The sequence below is a fragment of the Gracilibacillus dipsosauri genome (assembly GCF_003176895.1).
GTDB lineage: Bacteria > Bacillota > Bacilli > Bacillales > Amphibacillaceae > Gracilibacillus > Gracilibacillus dipsosauri.
In genome coordinates this window covers 142,887-163,092 of the sequence record NZ_QGTD01000013.1, presented here as the reverse complement: position 1 = coordinate 163,092, position 20,206 = coordinate 142,887, and the positions used below count along the sequence as shown (strand labels likewise).

Here is a 20,206-nt window from a genome sequence, read left to right as displayed (position 1 = left end):
TAAAGAGAAAAAAGGAGGAATTATTCAATTGAAGATAATCAGATTTAAAAAGGATTCGGGTGTAGAACAGCTTGCTGTTGTGAATGATGACAATCAAATCTATGAGTTATCTACAGATTCTTTTCAGGATCTAATTCGTCAGGCAGATAAGGCGAGCAAGAGCTGTAGCCAGATTATCGAAGAAGAAATAATAAGCAAAAAGCCAATGAATAAGGATCTAACAGAATTAGAATTGTTGACTCCTATTGTATCAGAAGAAGTGTGGGCTGCAGGCGTTACCTATTTAAAAAGTAAGGAAGCAAGAAATAGAGAAGCAAAGGTAGAAAGCAATTCTTTCTATGATAAGGTGTACGATGCGGAGAGGCCTGAGATTTTTTTGAAATCTACTGCTAGAAGGTTAATAGGTCCTAATGAACCAGTAGGTATTAGAACAGATTCAAATTGGCAGATACCTGAACCTGAATTAGCATTAGTCGTAAAAGCTGAAGGAGAGATTTTAGGCTATACAATAGGTAATGATATGAGTAGTCGTGATATCGAGGGAGAAAATCCACTGTATTTGCCACAGGCGAAAATGTGGAAGCACTCTTGTTCTATTGGGCCGTCCATTTTGTTAGCGGATACAATGATTGATCCTTATAACTTAAATATAGAATGTCGAATTACACGAGAAGGTGAAATAATATCGAAAGGGTCTGCCAACACGTCTATGTTGAAAAGGACATTTAAAGAATTAGTTTCTTATTTAATAAAAGATAACGACATTGTAGACGGAACCACGTTATTGACAGGAACATGTATTATTCCAGATGACAGCTTTACATTAGAAGAGGGAGATGTTATTGAAATAGAAATTGAGTCAATTGGCATCTTAAGAAATCCAGTTAAGTTAGCCAGCAATATTCATAAAAAGGAGAGTCTAATATGAGTGGAAATGTATTCTTGAATTATATCGGTGGAGAATGGAAGAAATCATCCTCTGGGGAATTGTTAGAAAGCTATAATCCTGCAAAAAAGAATGAAGTAGTTGGAAGCGTGCAAAACTCTACAAGGTCTGATTTAAATGAGGCAATAGCCCGTGCCAAAGATGCACAAAAAGCTTGGCGGAAATTATCCGGAGCAGAAAGAGGAAATTATTTGTATCAAGCAGCGACGTTTTTAGAAGAAAATCTGGAAGAAATTGCGACAACTATGACGAAGGAAATGGGAAAGTCCTTTCCTGAAGCACAAGGAGAAACAACTAGAGGTATTCAAATACTCAAATACTATGCAGGGGAAGGCATGAGATCTGATGGAGATCTCATCCCATCTACAGACGCTAGCGCACTTATGTTTAGTAAAAGAGTACCTATCGGTGTTGTCGGTGTGATTACTCCATGGAATTTTCCAGTCGCTATTCCAATCTGGAAAATGGCACCAGCTTTAATATATGGTAATACGGTTGTTTTAAAGCCTGCAACGGAAGGGGCGGTGACAGCTGCTAAGGTAATCGAATGCTTTGAAAAGGCTGGTTTCCCAGCAGGTGTGGTGAATTTTGTAACAGGAAGTGGCTCTGTAATAGGTCAAGGATTGGCAGAAAATAAGGATGTCCATGCTGTTACATTTACTGGCTCGAATAACGTAGGAAAAAATATTGGAAAAATTGTCGCAGCACGTGGAGGGAAATATCAATTAGAAATGGGTGGTAAGAATCCCATTATCATAGCTGAAGATGCGAATATAGAAGCAGCAGTAGATGCCACTCTAAGTGGTGGATTGAAATCAACCGGGCAAAAATGTACCTGTAGCAGTCGTGTTATTGTTCAATCCAGTATTTATGAGCAATTCAAAAACCGTTTAATTGAAAAAGCAAAGAAAATTACAGTAGGTGATGGAATGGATCCATCAACTTGGATGGGGCCATGTGCAAGTGAAGGTCAGTTTAAGACAGTCAAGCATTATATTAATAGGGGAATAGAAGAAGGAGCAAGCTTAATACTAGGAGGTAAACAACTAACAGAGGGAGATTTAAAGGAAGGCTACTATATAGAGCCAACTATTTTCGAAGATGTAACTACTGATATGTCAATAGCTCAGGAAGAAATCTTTGGTCCTGTTTTGGCTTTGATGAAAGTAGATTCAGTGGAAGAAGCAATTGATTTAGCAAATGATGTGGAATATGGACTGAGTGCATCGATTTTTACTAAAAATATTGACCACATTCTATCCTTTATCGATGATATCGAAGCGGGATTGGTTCGGATCAATTCTGAAACAGCAGGGGTAGAATTGCAAGCGCCATTCGGGGGAATGAAGGCATCCAGTTCCTACTCAAGAGAACAAGGGCAAGCAGCAAAAGAATTCTTTACGACAACAAAAACAGTTTTTCTTAAAGGATAACAAAGAAAAAAAAGCAGAAACTCCTTCATATGGGTTTCTGCTTAATAGTTTGGGTTTAATAAGTCGATTCTTTCGTCTTCCTATTTTCCCTTAATACCCTCTCTCCAGCCTCTAATACTTCGATAATACGATCGACGTCATAAACACTACCTTTCCATGTACCACCACTTACTTTTTGCAAGGCAGCCCAAAGACGTGTATCATCAGGTAAATTGTCAGATGGCTTAATCTCTTTATTCATTTTTCTGGATGCAAGGATGCGAGCACCTTCTTCTGGTGTGATTTCACGTTCCTGCGTGCCTAAAAAGTTAATCGAACCCTCCAAGTTTTTAGCATCGATTCGTACTTCGATTAAATCGCCATCTTGTATTTTACCGATAGGACCATCAGCTAATCCTTCTGGCCCAACATGACCTATACAAGCACCTGTCGATACCCCTGAGAAACGAGCATCTGTAATTAACGTTACATATTTTCCATAGGATAAATGCTTTAACGCAGAGGTAACCTGATAGGTTTCCTCCATTCCTGTACCTAGGGGACCACAGCCGGTTAGAACCATGATATCGCCTTTTTTAATTTGTTGTGTTTTGATTGCCTCAATCGCGTTTGCCTCACTAGTGAATACTTTTGCCTCGCTTTTGTGATAATAAACTTTATTTTTATCTAATCTAGACGAATCGATCGACGTAGATTTAATAACAGCTCCCTCTGGTGCAAGGTTACCTGTGGGGAAGGTAACGGTAGAGGTTAGTCCTCGTTCTATTGCTTTCTCCTTTGACATAATGACTTCATCCGCATCAATCTGATCCTCTTCCTTTAGTTTTTCCTTCATTTTTTGTCGCCGTTCCGATTGTTCCCACCAATCTAAATTTTCACTAAGAGTATGTCCTGTCACCGTCATGACATGTTCACGTAGCAAACCTAAATTACGAAGATGTAGCATGACTTCTGGAACGCCACCTGCTAAAAAAGCACGTATGGTTGGGTGTGGAGTAGGACCATTTGGTAACACACTCACAAGACGAGGAGTTTTTTTGTTAATATGATGCCAATCTTCCAATGATGGTATTTGACATTTTGCAGCATGTGCGATTGCTGGAATGTGTAATAATAGATTAGTAGATCCACCGAAAGCAGCATGTACGACCATTGCATTATGAATAGCATCATCTGTGACGATATCCTTTGTTGTTATTTTTTTATTCTCCATTGCAATAATCGATCTGGCAGATTGACGAGCCATCTCTTTCCATACCTTTTGCCCTGATGGTGCTAGTGCTGCATGAGGAACAGTCATACCTAATGCTTCCGCAACTACTTGTGCTGTGGCAGCTGTTCCAAGAAATTGACATCCTCCACCAGGGGTAGCACATGCCATACAACCTAATTCGGCAGCTTCCTCTAATGATAATTCATTGTTAGAGTATCTTGCTCCTATCGTTTGAACCTTCCCAGCATCCTCCCCGTATAACGGAGGTAGAGTAACCCCTCCTGGTATGACAACAGTAGGTAAATCGTGCATAGATGCTAATGCAATGATCATTGCAGGCAAGCCTTTGTCACATGTAGCAATACCGAGAACAGCATCCCTAGTAGGTAATGAACGGATTAAGCGACGGTATACCATTGCCGCGTCATTGCGATAAGGAAAAGAATCGAACATACCTGTTGTTCCTTGAGATCTTCCATCACACGGATCGCTAACATAGGCAGCAAAAGGGATGCCAGCTTGTTTACTAACTTCATTTGCTGCTTCCTTCATGAGTATGTCTACTTCCCAGTGTCCTGTATGGTAGCCTAATGCTAAAGGGTTACCATCTTCATCCTTTAGTCCGCCCTGTGTACTTAATAATAATACTTGCTTACCATCTAACATGTTAGGACTCCAACCCATTCCCACATTTTGTGACAACCCGAATAAATTTCCGCTTGGGGATTTCCTAAGCATTTGATCAGTCAGTGGTAGCTTGCCAATCGGACCTCTTGCCACGGTCTTAATATCATAAATCTTTTCGGAATGATGCATTAATTGTTCTAATTTATTCATCGAGACACCTCTCTTTAAAGCGTTTACATTCGTAAATTAAGTATAGAAGTTAACTAGAGATGTGTCAACAATATAAAAGAAAGTTTTATATTATAAAACAATGAGCGTGAAATTTTATCACCAAACAAAAAATATAGTTATAAACACTGTAAACTAAACATAGTTTTATAATAACAAAGCTAGTTTTGAATAATAACATCGTTTGAGGGATGAAAAGGGTGGATCGTTAGATTTTAGTCATTATTGTAAGCGTTAACAAATAAGAGGGAGTTGATAGGATGTTCAAGAAAAAAATACTTTGGTTCATGTTAGTTTTTATCCTTCTTGTTCTTGAGGCATGTGGACCCACTGATTCTATGAGTAATGAGGATTCAATTGATGAAACAAATGGAGGCGAAGAAGCGGGAGATGGTAATGAGGGTGGAGAACAGGTTACTTTAACTTTATGGCATATTGAAACAGGTCCTTCTGGAGAAGCAATCGAGGCAGCAGTAAATCGATTCGAGAAAAAACATCCAAACGTGACTGTAGAAGTTTCACAGCAAGAGAATGACCCATATAAATCTCAATTAAGTGTTGCGATGGGTGGCGGTAATCCACCAGATGTGTTCCATTCCTGGGGTGGTGGTTGGTTGAAGCAATTTGTTGATTCCGATCAAGTTGTCGATATAACAAATTCTGTTGATGCTAGTTTATATAACGAAGCAGCCTTATCTGTATCTACATTTGATAGCAAGATCTATGGTGTACCAGTGAGTATGGATGTTGTACCTGTTTTCTATAACAAAGACATATTTGAGGAATATGGCTTGGAGGAACCAGAGACGTATGAAGATTTATTAAAAATTGTCAAGACACTAGTGGAGAATGGCATAACTCCATTTGCACTGGCAAATCAAACAAAATGGACAGGTTCATTTTACTTAATGTATCTAGCAGAAAGAATAGGAGGCCCAGAGTTATTTAATGAAGCTTTTGAGCGTTCTGGTAGAACCTTTGATGATGAAGCTTATGTAGAAGCAGGTAGTAAACTACAAGATTTAGTAGAAATGGGTGCTTTCCCTGAAGGTGTTAATGGCATGAACTATGACACTGGTCAATCTCGGCAAATGCTTTATACAGAGAGTGCAGCGATGATGACAATGGGAGGATGGCTAGTAAATAACGTACGTGAGGAGATGCCAGAGTTTGAAGAGAAATTAGGCTTTTTCTTATTCCCTTCAGTGGATGGTGGAAAAGGCGCGAAGAATCACGTCGTCGGTGGAGTATCTCCTGTGTTTTCTGTGGCGAAACAAGCGGAACATCCAGAATTAGCTGCTGAGTTAGTAAAGGAACTAGCGAGCTTGAAAACAGCAACAGAAATGTCCAATAATGCAGGTTCTATTTCTGCCGTGAAAGGGGTGGAATATGACGATCCTTACATCCAGGAGATGAGCGAGGTATTAGAGAACTCGGAAGCTATGCAAACCTATTATGACCAGACATTACCACCAGAGCTTGCACAGGTACATTTGGATACGACGCAAGCATTATTTGGATTGTCGATGACTCCGAAAGAAGCGATGGCAGAAGTGGAAGCAAAAGCGCAAGAGATATTAGAAGAATAATCAGAAAGAGAACTACATTAAGGATGTCTATCATGTAGTTCTCTTTATATTATCTAGGTGGTGATAGGGTGAGTAAAGCACAGGAATTTAGTATAAATGGTATGGCACGTGTTCGTAAAAGAAAGAAAAACAAAGATACTTGGGCAATTATCGGCTTTATTGCACCTGCTTTTATTATTTATGGTGTCTATGTCATTTACTCGATTTTTATGACTTTTTATTATAGTACGTTTAACTGGACCGGTATTGATGCTAATATGGTTTTTATTGGCTTGGAAAATTACAAACAATTGTTTCAGGATGGCGTTTTTTGGACATCGATTCAAAACAATTTTCTATTAGTTATTGCATCACTTTTAACCCAGTTGCCGGTTGGTTTAATTATGGCATTATTGCTTTTTAGTCCAATTAAGGGAATCAGGTTGTTCCGTTCAGTATATTTTATGCCCTTTTTAATGTCAACGGTAGCCATCGGTATCCTATTTATTTTTATTTATGAAGGAAACTACGGTTTGTTAAATTCTATATTGGGAGCTATTGGTCTAGAATCCTTAGAGACTGCTTGGATTGGTAAAGAAAATACAGCTATTTGGGCAGTAATCGCAACGGTTTGTTGGCAGTTTGCGCCGTTTTATATGATTCTTTTCAGAGCAACTATTGTTGGAATACCTGAGGAATTATATGAAGCGGCAGATATAGATGGGGCAAGTGGGTGGCAAAGGTTTAAAAACATTACGTTACCATTATTAAGACCTATCATTATCACTTCTGCCATTTTATCTGTAATAGGTTCTTTGAAATATTTTGATTTAATTTATGTTATGACTGGTGGAGGGCCGAACAATTCTACAGAATTAATGGCCACTTATATGTATAAACAAACATTTACAAACTTTAATATGGGCTATGGTAGTAGTATTTCCTTCTCGATGTTTATTATTGCTTTTATTGTGACAGCTTTCATGTTATTAGGTGACAAATCGAACGGGGGGAATGAATGATGATTAGAGTGATAAAGGGTATTCCGTTATATTGTCTGGCAATCGTAATTTTAATGGTAACCGGACTTCCTTTTCTGATTATGACTTTAACATCATTTAAAGGACAAATGGAATTCATGACTTCCCCATGGTCTATTCCTGAAAGTTTTTCATTAGAAAATTACTTATTATTAGTAGAACTTAATTTTTTCGGATATTTCGCCAACAGTCTAATAGTATCTGTGATATCGGTAATCATTGTGATTATTATCGCAGCAATGGCTAGTTATCCATTAGCAAGGTTAAAATTCCGTTTAAATCGTCCCATTTTTATCTTATTTATGGTTGGAATGATGATTCCGATTCATACTACCCTTGTACCGATTTTTATCTTAACCAATAAAATGGGGCTATATGATTCATTATTTGGACTAATTGGCCCTTATATCGCGTTTGCTCTTCCCGTTTCCATTGTCATCTTCACACAATTTATGCGTGATATCCCAAAGGAACTGGAAGAATCAGCTAAGATGGACGGTTGCAGTCACTTAAGGTTATTCTGGAATATTATTTTTCCATTGCTAACACCTGCTGTCGCAACTGTTGCTATTTATAATTTCATTCATATTTGGAATGAATTTATTTTTGCATTAGTTTTAACGAATTCGAGCCAAAATGCCACACTTCCAATTGGTCTGCGAGAATTTTATGGAGAATTTTCTGTAAATATACCAGGAATTATGGCTACCCTTACCCTTGGAAGTTTACCACTTTTATTAGTATACTTTATAGCACAAGAGAAAATTGTTACAGGTCTTGCAGCAGGATCCGTAAAAGGTTAAAGGAAGATTTGAAGATACTTCTCAGAAATGATTTATTATAATGAAACCATTAGCTCTACCTAATCGTAACTAATATTATGGAGGTTATGTTATGTTTAAAAAATTTATGAGAAAGATTTCACATGAGATGAAAAAGTATGGCAGTAGTAGTAAAAGACATAGATACCAACGTTACAGCTCTAGTAAAAGAAAACATCGCTATTACGGGAGCAGCAGTGGTCGTCGTCACCACCATCCTTATTCAGGTTCACACCGTTATAAGCGACGCGGGTTCTTTGGAAGTAGCAGTAGCTAACTACTAAGCTCTTCCAATGCTTGGTTTACATCTATTTGTATTTCCTTAGCAGAAACGTAAGGTTTTTCAATTTGCAGTAACTTTTTCAAGATTCTCGTTGTGCGGATATGTAGATTTAATTCTTCGGTCCATGGCTGATTTTTTTTAGACTTACCATCATAGGTGGAGTATAGAATAAATAGTAAAAAGTCTCCTAAGTCATAGAAATCATCCTGGACCATTTCTTTCTTATTATCAGATTTTAATAATTCCGCTAGCCCAAAGTCGATTAAGTATGGTTGGTTGTGATGGATTATGACATTCGGAATTCTAAGATCTCGATGAGCAATTCCATGGTCATGTATAAATGAGACAAGTTTCACTAACTTTTTGAAAAATAACAAAGCCTCTTTTTCATTAAATTTCTTTTTCTTATTAAATAATGAATCCTCCAAATTAACTCCATCCATAAATGTCATCGAGAAAAATTTATTATTTTCATAAGCGAATGTTTCGAGTAAGCTAGGGATGCTTGGATGGTCTAGCTTTCTAAGTATGACTATTTCTTGCTTATACAATTCTTCATTCTCTTTCTTTTTACTTTTACGCAATTGTTTGACCACAAATTTCTGTCCTGTATTTACTTCCATACATAAATAAACAATCCCATAACTTCCCTCTCCTAATACCTTTTCAACCTGATAACGTTCGGCCAAGAGAAAGTTAGCGGGATATACCTTGTCCATAAATGCTTGCCGAATTCTTTTAATTATCCAATGTATTAGTTGCATAGTTACCTCATCGCTTTTATAAATAATAATACTATTATAACAAAAGAGAATAGCTAACACTATTTAGAAATTCTCACTAAAAATATCAAAAAACAGTATAAAATAATCAAAATAAACTATTTTTATATGGAATAATATTATGTACAATACATGTAATGTTATCGATAACGTATAATTAAGAAAGGGTGATATGGATGAGGAAGCTTCAAGTTAAGCTATTGTTAGTATTTTGTCTTATGTCGTTGTTAGTTGCATGCAATAATGAAAGCGCTTCAAGCGGAGAGGGTAATGATGGGGACAGTGATGGTCGTCCAACGATCCACTTTATGACTAACCTTTTAACTCCAAATGTCCCTAATGACAAAATCTTGACCAAGGTGGAAGAGGTCACAGGCTATAACTTAGAAATTGATTGGGTTCCTGATAATAATTATAATGAAAGATTAAATTCTGCTTTTGCCACAAATTCCCTTCCTGATGTAGTAGGTATCGGATTTCAACAAATTAATCAGTTTAAAGATGCTATTCGTGATGGTCAATTTTGGGAGATTGGTCCATATCTTGAAGAATATGAGAACTTGAGTAAATTAAAAGAAGAAATCATCAATAATTCCAAAGTAGATGGAAAAGTTTATGGAATATATCAGGGGCGTCCTTTATCAAGATCTGGTATTATTTACCGAAAGGACTGGGCAGATAATCTGGGTCTTTCAGCACCAACGACAACAGAGGAGTTCTATGAAATGGCTAAAGCATTTACTGAGGATGACCCAGATGGTGATGGAAAAGATAATACGATCGGCTTAACAGACCGAAATGATTTAATCTATGGTTCTTTTAAAACGATAGCTTCCTGGTTTGGTACACCGAATTATTGGGGAGAGAAGGATGGAGAAATAGTGCCTCAATTCATGTATCCTGAATATATCGAGACAATGGATTTTATCAAAAAATTGCATGAGAATGGATATATGAATCAGGATTTCCCTGTTACAAGTAAGGAAGATCAGACCGAGATGTTTAAAAACGGAACGGCTGGATTATACGTTGGTTCCATGTCTGATGTCAAAGCAATGTATGATGATGCATCAAAAATTAATCCCGATGTCGAATATGATGTTCAAAATTATGTAGAAGGCCCTCATGGGGAATATGGTATTTGGTCGATACCTGGATTTGGGAGTTTAATGCTGTTTCCAAAATCATCAGTTGGATCAGAAGAAGAGCTGAAAAACATATTGGAGTTTTATGATTATCTCATGACACCCGAAGTAGCTAATTTAGCGCTGTGGGGAGAAGAAGGGGTTCACTATGAATTAATCGATGGTCGAGCTAAGGTAATTGATCAAACAAAGTATGATGCAGAGGTTAGACCATATAAGATCTTTGAGATTGGTGAACCAGAAACAAGTGGAAAATATGAACCTTATAATGAATATGAACCAGCTATAAAAGCAATAGAGTTGGAAAAGGATAATGAAAATTATCTTATTAAAGATCCAACCGTCACCCTAGATTCGGAAACTTACGCGAAAAATGCTGGACAGCTAGATCAAATTATTTCAGATGCAACCTATCAATATATGCTAGGAGAAATGGATGAAGATGGATTCCAGGCAGCCATTAAAAAATGGGAAGAAGCCGGAGGATCGGATGTATTAAAGGAATTTAATGAGAGTTTGAAAAATCAATAAAATGGATAATGAATGGGTGGAATCAATTTAACAGGATGATGTTTTCACCCATTTCCATAAAAAGATGAGGTGTTTCAATGGGAAAGATACTTTGGTACAATAATCCCGCTTCTAATTGGAACGAAGCATTACCAATTGGAAATGGTCGACTTGGTGGTATGGTATATGGTGAAGTAGTAAAAGAAAAAATTCAATTGAATGAGGATTCCGTTTGGTATGGAGGACCAAGAGATAGATTGAATCCAGATGCTCTAGCTCATTTGCCCAAAATAAGAAAACTCCTATCTGAAGGAAAACTACAGGAAGCGGAGGAATTAGCTAGGTTAAGTTTCTCGGGTATTCCTATGAGTCAACGTCATTATGAGCCATTAGGTGAGTTGAATATTCTTTTCAAAGGATTGGAAGGTTTCAAAGATTATAAGCGAGAGCTTGATCTCGATACAGGCATCGTTAAGACATCCTTTTCAGTAGATAATCGTACCTACAAAAGAGAGGTTTTTACAAGCTACCCTGATCAGATTATGGTAACAAGATTAACTTGTACAGAAACTAATTCCATTACTTTCCAATTGAATTTAGACAGAGGAAATAGTAGGAACTTAGATGAAAACAGTGCTCTTTCTGATACTAGTATCTTAATGACAGGGGAGACAGGTGGAAAAGGAGGTATTTCTTTTTCTACTTTAGTAAAGGTTATTGCAGAGGATGGAGAAGTGAACACGATTGGTAATCGAATATGTGTTAATAATGCAAGTGCAGTCACGATTTTATTAAGTGCTGCTACCACTTTTCGATACCAGGATCCTACACAGCAATGCAAGAGAACAATAGAACAAGTGAAAGTGATAGATGATGAGCTTTTGAGAAGGAGGCATATAGAGGATTATCAAAAGCTATTTCATCGTGTCGAATTAGATATCACCGATCATTCTGAGACAGCTGAATTTATACCTACTGATGAAAGGTTAGAAAACCTTAAACAAGGAGGAACAGACCTAGATTTAATCAGTACGTATTTTCATTTTGGACGTTATTTAATGATTGCTTGTAGCCGGCCAAACTCTTTACCTGCGACCTTACAAGGTATTTGGAATGATCAAATGCTACCACCTTGGGATAGTAAGTATACCATCAACATTAATATACAGATGAATTATTGGCCAGCAGAAGTATGTAATCTCTCAGAATGCCATGCACCTTTACTGAAACATATTGAGAAAATGAAAGAGACCGGAAGAATGACAGCGCAAAAGATGTATGACTGTCGAGGATTTACCGCACATCATAATACCGATATTTGGGGCGATACAGCTCCACAGGATATTTATACACCAGCAAGCTATTGGCCATTAGGTGCTGCCTGGATCTGTCTCCATCTTTGGGAGCATTTCGAATATACAGGTGACATCGAGTTTCTTCATGAAGCTTATGAAACAATGAAGGAAGCTGCTTTATTTTTTGTTGATTATTTAGTAGAAAATAGCGAAGGATGGATGATTACTACACCATCTGTCTCACCTGAAAATACTTATTTACTTCCAAATGGCGAGAAAGGGAATCTATGTGAGGCACCTTCTATGGATAGTCAAATAATCTACGCCTTATTTACTAGCTGTATCAAAGCAAGTGAATTGATGAAAAGTGATGAGGTTTTTCGTCAACAATTGATCGATATTAGGGCAAAATTGCCAAAAATCCAAATAGGAAAGCATGGTCAAATTCAAGAATGGCTAGAGGATTATGAGGAAGCGGAGCCTGGTCATCGTCATATTTCTCATTTATTTGCATTACATCCTAGCAATCAAATTTCGCCAATAACTACTCCGGAATTAGCCAATGCAGCGGTCGTAACTTTAAATAGAAGATTAAAACACGGAGGAGGCCATACCGGTTGGAGTAGGGCATGGATTATTAATATGTGGGCACGTTTATTTAGGGGTGAGGATGCCTATCAGAATATTCTAGAACTATTAAAGCAATCTACCTTGCCAAATTTATTCGATAATCATCCACCATTCCAAATTGATGGAAACTTCGGTGGAACTGCTGGAATTGTAGAGATGATCGTCCAAAGTCACCTTCAAGAAATCCATCTATTGCCATCCGTTCCAAAGGCATGGAGAAATGGTTATGTAAAAGGGTTAAAAGCAAGAGGTGGTTATGAAATAGAATTAAAATGGGAGAATCATCGATTGCGATATGCTACCATCTTTTCCAGCCAATCAAGAAAGTGTCGAATAAGGATTCCTTCATCTTATAGTGTTTCTATTGATGGATCTCCATTAACAGAGGTTGATGCTTGTTTATATGAGCTTACCGTTCGTGAAGGGGAAATTTACAGACTGATTTTGCATAAGAATTGAAAACGATAGAAGAAATGCTCCGATACAGTGCATTAAGAGGGGCATTTCTATTTAGGCCTAACTAAGATGAGGTGGATAATGAAATTAACTATTATTGGAATGGATGTGACATCAGCTAAAAAGATACTCAGCTGGAAATATGAAAAACCTTATGATTTCTATAATAATGAGGTGACGAAAGAAGAGCTGAAGGAAATACTTAATGGCTCATATAAAGCTATAACAGATAATAATGGTAATATGATTGGTTTTTTATGTATAGGTGAAGCAGCTCAGGTACCAGTCGGACATCAATATGGTGTCTATAATGATAAAAATGTAGATTTAGGGCTTGGTATGCATCCAAACTATGTTGGAAAAGGTCATGGGAATGAATTTTGCACATTTATCATGAAACACATAAGAGATGAATACCTAGAGGTCCCCATAAGATTAACTGTAGCAACCTTTAATAAAAGAGCCATTCATTTATATGAAAAACTAGGATTTGTAAAAAAGGATGAATTTACTACGGATATTGCAGCTTTTGTGACGATGATTAAAGAGGGTTAATTAAGGATGTGAGTGAATATAAAAACTTTCATACATTGCCTTCTTCATGATGACATTTTTACGAGTTTATGACATAATAATAGTGTTGAATAATGCAACAAGTTAGGAGTAATGTGAAATGATTAAGGCACTATTGATCGCACCATACTCAGGTTTAGCAGAAATAGCGAAAAAAACGGTCTTACCGAATGATGTTCAATTAGATGTTGTCATCGGAAACTTGGAAGAAGGGTTAAAAATAGCTCAAAAAGCTGAAAAACAAGGATATCAATTGGTGATTAGTCGTGGTGGAACGGCTACAATGATTCAAGATGCTATTTCTATACCTGTAGTTCATATCGATATTACTGGTTATGATATGCTGCGAGTGTTTACCCTTTTACGTGGACTTGAAGGTGGTGTTGCATTAGTCGGTTATCCTAATATATCAGAAGGCGCTAACACTATTTGCAATATTTTAGAATTTAATGTCAAAATGATTACGATTAAAGATAGAAAAGAAGTTAGAGGACATTTACAACGATTGAAACATGCTAACTTTTCCGTTGTTATAGGGGATGTTATTACTGTTCAAGTTGCGGAAGAGCTTGGATTGCGGGGAGTGTTAATAGCATCTGGAAGGGAGGCGCTTATGGATGCTATCGAGGAAGGGAAGCGCGTTTATCATTTCTTTCGTAAGGTTAATCGTCATTTTAATTACTTGAGAAATGCTTTTACTAATACTCCATTGCCAATCGTACTATTGGACCAGCGACAGAACATCATTGCAAAAAATGCCAAATTCGATCAAGATATTCAACCTCAACAAGTCTCCAAATCTTCTACTATTGCGCAATTAATTCAGCGAGTAATAACAGGTGAAGGTACACATTGGACTGAATTAAGAGAAGGGGATAATTGCTATGATGTTCAAGCGTTTATCGTTAATAAAATTGAAGGAATTGTCGGATTAATATTCCATTCCCCTTTATTAAATAAAAAAATCCAATCCGTAACTATTTATAATAGTGTAGGTCATGTACCTATCCTTGGTGATAGTTCCTTTGCTCGAAGATTAAAGGAAAATATCGGACATTATGTACGTATTGATGAACCTATGTGTGTGATGGGTGAACAAGGTGTAGGAAAGCTTACTCTTGCAAAGGAAATACATTTTCAACGGTTTGGTCTGGATGCACCTCTAATGATAATTGATGGTGAAAAGGTAACAGATTCGGAGATAAAGACGATTAAAAGTAAAATAAATCGATTGGATAAAGGGACCCTGTTGATAAAAAATATAGAAAAATTGACTGGGGCATTATCAGCCACGATGGAAGAAGTCATAAGTTTATTCACTCATTTGAAAGTAATTACGTTAACGAACCGAACATTGGATCATTTAGTTGCAGAGGGAAGTTTCTCGAAAGAGCTTTATCAACAGATTATGAAGTATCCGTTACATATTCCACCATTAAGGCAGAGAAAAGACGATATCCAGGCATATGTTAATTTCTTTATTACGGAGTTTCACACGCGAGAAGGAATGGAGACATTGGGAATGAAACAAGAGGCAGTGGAACTAATGCAACAATATAATTGGAAAGGTAATCTCAGTCAATTAAAACAAGTTGTACGTGAATTAACGCTGTTATCAGATGGAAGCTATATTGAATATTCACAAGTGGATCAATTGTTAGCTCAATATGAAGACGAAGAGATAAGTGAATTATCCTTACAAGGAACATTAAAGGAAATTGAACAACAAATTATAAAAACTATCTTAGCAGAAGAAAATCATAATCAATCAAAAGCTGCTAATCGCTTAGGGATCAATCGTTCAACATTATGGAGAAAGCTGAAGTCATAATGTTTATTATGTTATAAAGATAAAAAAAGACTCGGAGATAAAACCGAGTCTTTTTTGTTGCAAAATAAAACACTTATTTTTTAAAATTTAAGTAATTTGCCTTTTTTACGAAAAAAGTGTTGCAATTTATAGTTATTTTTAATATAATCATAAATGTAAACGGTTTATGTTTTTTTGTATGTTGCAAAAGATAACAAATTAATTGTTGGGGGAGGATTTACAATGAGAATAAAAGCAACCTTAGAGAAAATACCAGGTGGAATGATGGTTGTTCCGTTATTACTAGCTGCAGTATTAAATACATTTGTACCTGATTTATTAAGAATAGGTAACTTTACTCAAGCGTTGTTTGTAGATGGGGCGAGTACATTAATCGCATTATTCTTACTATGTACTGGTGCTCAAATAAACGTAAGAAGTGTTGGTGTTAGTCTTGGAAAAGGCGCAACATTATTGGCAACAAAATGGATAGTAGGTGCTGCTGTAGGGTTGATTGCTTACATGTTTGCTGGAGACAATGGATTATGGTTAGGTCTTGCGCCAATTGCAATAATTGCAGCGATGACAAACAGTAATGGAGGACTTTATGTAGCAATGGTAGGTCAATATGGCGATAAGACAGATAGGGCAGCTTATTCGCTACTTGCTTTAAATGATGGACCATTCTTTACAATGGTAGCGTTAGCTATTTTTGGCGCAATGGGATTTGTTGATGGTATGTTCTCATTTGTATCCTTTATTTCTGTCCTATTACCAATTTTAGTTGGTATGGTACTAGGTAATCTAGACATTGAGATGAGGGAGTTTTTAGACAAAGGAAGCTCGATGTTAATCCCGTTCTTTGCATTTTCATTAGGTATGGGAATTGATTTTAAAAGTATTATTGAAGGCGGATTATCAGGAATTATTCTCGGATTATTAACTGTGTTTGTTACTGGTACAGTTGGATACCTCGTATTTAAAGCATTAAAATGGAATCCGATTGCAGGTGCTGCAGAAGGATCTACAGCCGGTAATGCCGTAGCAACGCCTGCAGCAATAGCAGCTGCTAGTGCAAGCTTTGCAGTAAATGTTGATATTGCAACTGTACAGGTTGCAGCATCAACGGTGACAACTGCCGTTCTTCTACCATTTTATATTGCCTTTTTAGTGAAACGACTAGAGAAAAAAGGGGTACGTTTACCAGACGATTACGTTATCAATGAATGAGTTTAATATCGATAGAATGAGGGATCAACATGAGTAGACTATTAGGAATTATTGCAGATGATTTGACTGGGGCAAATGATAGTGGCGTACAATTAACTGAAAAAGGAGTCAAAACCTCGGTGTTGTTTGATATCCCTGAGCACTCTCATAATTTAGATAGTGGATTAGTGATCGATACAAATTCACGAGCATTATCGAATCAAGAAGCTAGGTCAATTACAAAGCAAGCCGCTTTATTTCTTAAAGAAGCTGGTTATCGCTATGTCTATAAAAAAATGGATTCGACATTAAGAGGTCATATTGCTACAGAGTTACAAGCACTATCTGAAGTGTTTTCGCCAGAGTTTGTTATCATTGCTCCTGCCTTACCTGCATATGGAAGAACAACTAAGGATGGGGTTCATTATGTGAATGGCATAAAGCTATCAGAAACGGAAGCTGCCAAAGATCCAAAGCACCCTGTTAGACAATCATATATACCAAGTTTGATAGAAGATGAAATTGATGAAGCGGTAGGTTTATTAACTACAGAAGATATAAAAGGATCTACTTTACAGGCAAAACTACAATCTTATCAAGTAAAAAATATTCAATATATTGTTTGTGATGCAGAATCTCAAGAAGCATTATTACAAATGGCACAAAAGGTTGTAAAGATTTCTGAAAATATCATTTGGGCAGGTTCAGCAGGTTTAGCTGAAGTACTGCCAGAAGTATTAGGAATTAGTCAAAAGATGGGGAAACATTCATTGACTAAATCTGAGCATGTTATGACAGTATGCGGAAGTTTGTCTCAAGTAACACAACATCAAGTACGGTTTGCAGCGGAACAGGCGGACGTTACAGCTATTGAATTAGATCCAATTCAAATGTTTACGAATGATTGGGAAATGCTAAAAGACAATCATATTGAAAAATGTGTAGATGTGATTAAGTCAGGTGATGATATTGTCGTTTATGTGCCTTCGAATGAACAAATTCGTGACAAGGTGAAACGAATTGGACGAAAACGAGATTTGTCTGACTATCAAATCGGAGAACACATCTCACAATCAATTGGTGAAATTGTTGTAGGGGTATCTGAGAGAAATAAGAATCTATCCGGACTTGTTTTAACTGGCGGTGATACAGCAAAAGAGGTTGCTCGTCAGTTAGGTGGAATTGGCTTTCGTTTGTTGAAACAATTGGAAGCAGGAATCCCGGTTGGTACATTGATCGGAACAGAGAAAGAATTTAGAATTGTAACTAAAGCAGGCGCATTTGGCAACCAACAGTCTATTTATCATGCAATGCAAGTATTGAAGGGAGTTTTAAACAATGAGTAAAAAGCCAATTATAGGGATTACAATGGGAGACGCTGCAGGTGTAGGGCCTGAGGTAATCGTGAAAAGTCTGCAACATAAAGAGGTTTATGAACAAGCTCATCCAGTAGTAATTGGTGATGCTAACATGCTAAAAAGAGCTGCTGATATTTTGGATGTGGAGATTACAGTAAAATCGTTCGATCATCAAGCAGATTTTACAGAAACAGCTTTTGGCGAGATTGCATGTGTAGACTTAGATTTACTGCCAGAAAACCTTCCGTTTGGAGAGGTTTCTGCTGATGCAGGTAATGCAGCATTTCAATATTTGAAAACAGCCATTGAACTAGCAAATGAGAAAAAAATTGATGCGATTTGTACAGCCCCACTAAATAAAGAAGCGCTGCACAAAGGCGGCCATATTTATCCAGGCCATACCGAAATTCTTGCGGAGTTAACCGATACAAAAGATTTTTCTATGATGCTATCATCGCCTAAGTTAAAAGTGATCCATGTAACTACTCATATGGGCCTTATTGATGCGATCAACAGCATTGAACCCGAGCGTGTATACAATGTTATTCGGTTAGCGCATGATACCCTTTATAAATCAGGGATTAAGCAACCGAAGATTGGCGTTTGTGGCATTAATCCACATGCAGGAGAAAATGGCTTGTTCGGAAATGGAGAGGAAGAAGAAAAAATTGATCCTGCTATCCAACGTGCGAAGAAGGAAGGGATTGATGTCGAAGGAGCTTTACCAGCAGACACGCTGTTTTTCCGTGCGCAACGTGGTGATTTCGATATAGTAGTTGCAATGTATCATGACCAAGGACATGGTCCAATTAAAGTGCTTGGCCTTGAAGCAGGAGTGAATATTACGGTCGGACTACCCATTATTCGTACAAGTGTTGACCATGGTACAGCATTTGATATAGCAGGAAAAGGCATGGTTGATGATGGAAGTATGATCGAAGCTATACACCAAGCAATCGAATTATCACCTGAAAAATAATGAAAAGTGAAACTGGTCTATTTTTGGGATATAGACCAGTTTTTGCTACATTGTCATATCAATCCTTTTAATAGGTTGGCCACCCATTAGAATCCCAATACAAGTCATTTATTAATAATCTTGGTGCGCCATTATTATTGGCATCATATGCATGGCGGACAATTACATTATTATTATAAACATCCTGGTGACCTGGTCCGATCCAACGTTCATTACCAGCATCCAAGATGGTTCCTCCCCCATTCAGCATGTTCACACCATTTTTATCATAGTAAGGTCCTGTTATGTTTTTAGATCTGCCATAGGCAATTTTGTAGTCACTATCTACACCGCGGCAGCAGTGATCAAAGGATACAAATAAGTAATAATAACCATCCTTATAAGTGATGTTAGGTGCTTCAATGGCATGGTCTGATACATTTGGTCTTGCAGCAATGGAATAAATTTGACCAGTAGGTTTCATTGTATTAGGATCTAATTTCGTTAGTTTAATACCACTCCAAAATGAGCCAAATGAAAGCCATGGTTGGCCATTTTCATCTATGACTAAGTCTCCATCGATGGCATTAAAGTTGTCTGCTGTAGTTGAACGTATAACTAAACCATCATCTCTCCAGTTTCCAGATACGATGCTATCCGTAGAAGTTAAACCAATTAGTGAGTTGTTCGAGCCAAATGAGGAAACAGAGTAATAAAGCCAATACCTACCATTGTAATATTGAATGTCAGGGGCCCATTGATTACTTGCATGTAACGGAACATAAGTACTCCACCAGCTAAGCGGTTGAGGAAAAATTACTGGTGTTGCATGCCAGTTTGATCCGTCAAAAGAACGTAAAACACGTACACCATTTTTATCAACTTCTCCGGTACCAAACGCCCACCAAGTACTACCTTCCTGTGTAATGGAAGGATCGTGTAGCATGGTATCTCCTGATATATCCCAAAAATCCGCTGAGACAACAGGAATAAATGTGATAGTCATAAAAAGGGATAAAAATAAAGTTTTCCAAATAACCTTTAAATTTTGCTTAGGCACCATCGTTTTCCTCCTTATTATTTGCTTTTTTAATCGTTACGGTCATCATACCCTATTAATGGAAGGGCACTATATTGCTTATTTTTCCTCCTTTCCTAATATATGTTAACAATATATTGTAAGCGTTGTCAAAATAAATTCATGCAGATATGTAGGTAAATATAATGATATATTTGATTAGTTGTTCGGTTAAGTTTGCAAAAGACCTATCTTATTAAGTTTGCCCTGTGTCTTTTAAATAGTTTTCATCTATTATATAAT

The 20,206-nt window shown here is 37.1% G+C and carries 16 protein-coding genes; 13 read left to right on the top strand and 3 right to left on the bottom strand.

Going from position 1 to position 20,206, the window contains the following annotated elements:
- Window positions 1-28: 28 nt before the first annotated feature.
- Both DLJ74_RS14435 and gucD read left to right on the top strand, forming a co-directional pair.
- Window positions 29-928, top strand: a complete 900-nt coding sequence (locus DLJ74_RS14435; RefSeq protein WP_109984999.1) for a fumarylacetoacetate hydrolase family protein — start codon at window positions 29-31, stop codon at window positions 926-928.
- Window positions 925-2,379 (top strand): alpha-ketoglutaric semialdehyde dehydrogenase GucD, encoded by a 1,455-nt coding sequence (gene gucD, locus DLJ74_RS14430; RefSeq protein ID WP_109984998.1) that lies wholly within the window; start codon window positions 925-927, stop codon window positions 2,377-2,379. The genes DLJ74_RS14435 and gucD overlap by 4 nt, the downstream gene beginning before the upstream one ends.
- A gap of 55 nt (window positions 2,380-2,434) precedes the next feature.
- On the opposite strand, the gene DLJ74_RS14425 is transcribed toward gucD, so the two are convergent.
- A complete protein-coding gene (locus tag DLJ74_RS14425) occupies window positions 2,435-4,429 on the bottom strand; it encodes a YjhG/YagF family D-xylonate dehydratase (RefSeq protein WP_109984997.1) in 1,995 nt (664 codons plus the stop codon).
- Window positions 4,430-4,707: 278 nt separating this feature from the next.
- Here DLJ74_RS14425 and DLJ74_RS14420 point away from each other — a divergent pair, with 278 nt between their 5' ends.
- From DLJ74_RS14420 to DLJ74_RS14405, 4 genes are all read left to right on the top strand, one after another.
- Window positions 4,708-6,036 (top strand): extracellular solute-binding protein, encoded by a 1,329-nt coding sequence (locus DLJ74_RS14420; protein WP_109984996.1) that lies wholly within the window; start codon window positions 4,708-4,710, stop codon window positions 6,034-6,036.
- 68 nt (window positions 6,037-6,104) lie between these two features.
- The gene (locus DLJ74_RS14415; protein WP_109984995.1) at window positions 6,105-7,037 is read left to right on the top strand and encodes a carbohydrate ABC transporter permease; all 933 of its coding nucleotides are present in this window, start codon (window positions 6,105-6,107) and stop codon (window positions 7,035-7,037) included.
- Window positions 7,037-7,858 (top strand): carbohydrate ABC transporter permease, encoded by an 822-nt coding sequence (locus DLJ74_RS14410; protein ID WP_109984994.1) that lies wholly within the window; start codon window positions 7,037-7,039, stop codon window positions 7,856-7,858. Before DLJ74_RS14415 ends, DLJ74_RS14410 begins: the two co-directional genes overlap by 1 nt.
- A 137-nt stretch (window positions 7,859-7,995) precedes the next feature.
- The gene (locus DLJ74_RS14405; RefSeq protein ID WP_181397582.1) at window positions 7,996-8,160 is read left to right on the top strand and encodes a hypothetical protein; all 165 of its coding nucleotides are present in this window, start codon (window positions 7,996-7,998) and stop codon (window positions 8,158-8,160) included.
- On the opposite strand, the gene DLJ74_RS14400 is transcribed toward DLJ74_RS14405, so the two are convergent.
- On the bottom strand, window positions 8,150-8,923 hold the full coding sequence (locus DLJ74_RS14400) for a protein kinase domain-containing protein (protein WP_109984992.1): 774 nt from the start codon (window positions 8,921-8,923) through the stop codon (window positions 8,150-8,152). The genes DLJ74_RS14405 and DLJ74_RS14400 overlap by 11 nt on opposite strands.
- A gap of 194 nt (window positions 8,924-9,117) precedes the next feature.
- Here DLJ74_RS14400 and DLJ74_RS14395 point away from each other — a divergent pair, with 194 nt between their 5' ends.
- From DLJ74_RS14395 to pdxA, 7 genes are all read left to right on the top strand, one after another.
- Complete coding sequence (locus tag DLJ74_RS14395; protein ID WP_109984991.1) at window positions 9,118-10,617, top strand: extracellular solute-binding protein; 1,500 nt, start codon at window positions 9,118-9,120, stop codon at window positions 10,615-10,617.
- 77 nt (window positions 10,618-10,694) lie between these two features.
- Window positions 10,695-12,980, top strand: coding sequence for a glycoside hydrolase family 95 protein (locus DLJ74_RS14390; protein ID WP_109984990.1), 2,286 nt, complete (start codon window positions 10,695-10,697; stop codon window positions 12,978-12,980).
- A gap of 78 nt (window positions 12,981-13,058) precedes the next feature.
- The gene (locus DLJ74_RS14385; RefSeq protein WP_109984989.1) at window positions 13,059-13,532 is read left to right on the top strand and encodes a GNAT family N-acetyltransferase; all 474 of its coding nucleotides are present in this window, start codon (window positions 13,059-13,061) and stop codon (window positions 13,530-13,532) included.
- A gap of 118 nt (window positions 13,533-13,650) precedes the next feature.
- Entirely contained in the window at window positions 13,651-15,381 is a 1,731-nt protein-coding gene (locus DLJ74_RS14380; protein WP_109984988.1) for a PrpR N-terminal domain-containing protein, read from the top strand.
- 222 nt (window positions 15,382-15,603) lie between these two features.
- Entirely contained in the window at window positions 15,604-16,590 is a 987-nt protein-coding gene (locus DLJ74_RS14375) for a 2-keto-3-deoxygluconate permease (protein ID WP_109984987.1), read from the top strand.
- A gap of 29 nt (window positions 16,591-16,619) precedes the next feature.
- The gene (locus tag DLJ74_RS14370) at window positions 16,620-17,915 is read left to right on the top strand and encodes a four-carbon acid sugar kinase family protein (RefSeq protein ID WP_109984986.1); all 1,296 of its coding nucleotides are present in this window, start codon (window positions 16,620-16,622) and stop codon (window positions 17,913-17,915) included.
- On the top strand, window positions 17,908-18,906 hold the full coding sequence (gene pdxA, locus DLJ74_RS14365) for a 4-hydroxythreonine-4-phosphate dehydrogenase PdxA (protein ID WP_109984985.1): 999 nt from the start codon (window positions 17,908-17,910) through the stop codon (window positions 18,904-18,906). The genes DLJ74_RS14370 and pdxA overlap by 8 nt, the downstream gene beginning before the upstream one ends.
- Before the next feature lie 67 nt (window positions 18,907-18,973).
- Here the strand turns inward: pdxA and abnA are convergent, their stop codons facing one another.
- Window positions 18,974-19,948: an arabinan endo-1,5-alpha-L-arabinosidase AbnA gene (abnA, locus tag DLJ74_RS14360; RefSeq protein WP_109984984.1), complete on the bottom strand. Its 975-nt coding sequence runs from the start codon at window positions 19,946-19,948 to the stop codon at window positions 18,974-18,976.
- Between the last annotated feature and the right edge of the window lie 258 nt (window positions 19,949-20,206).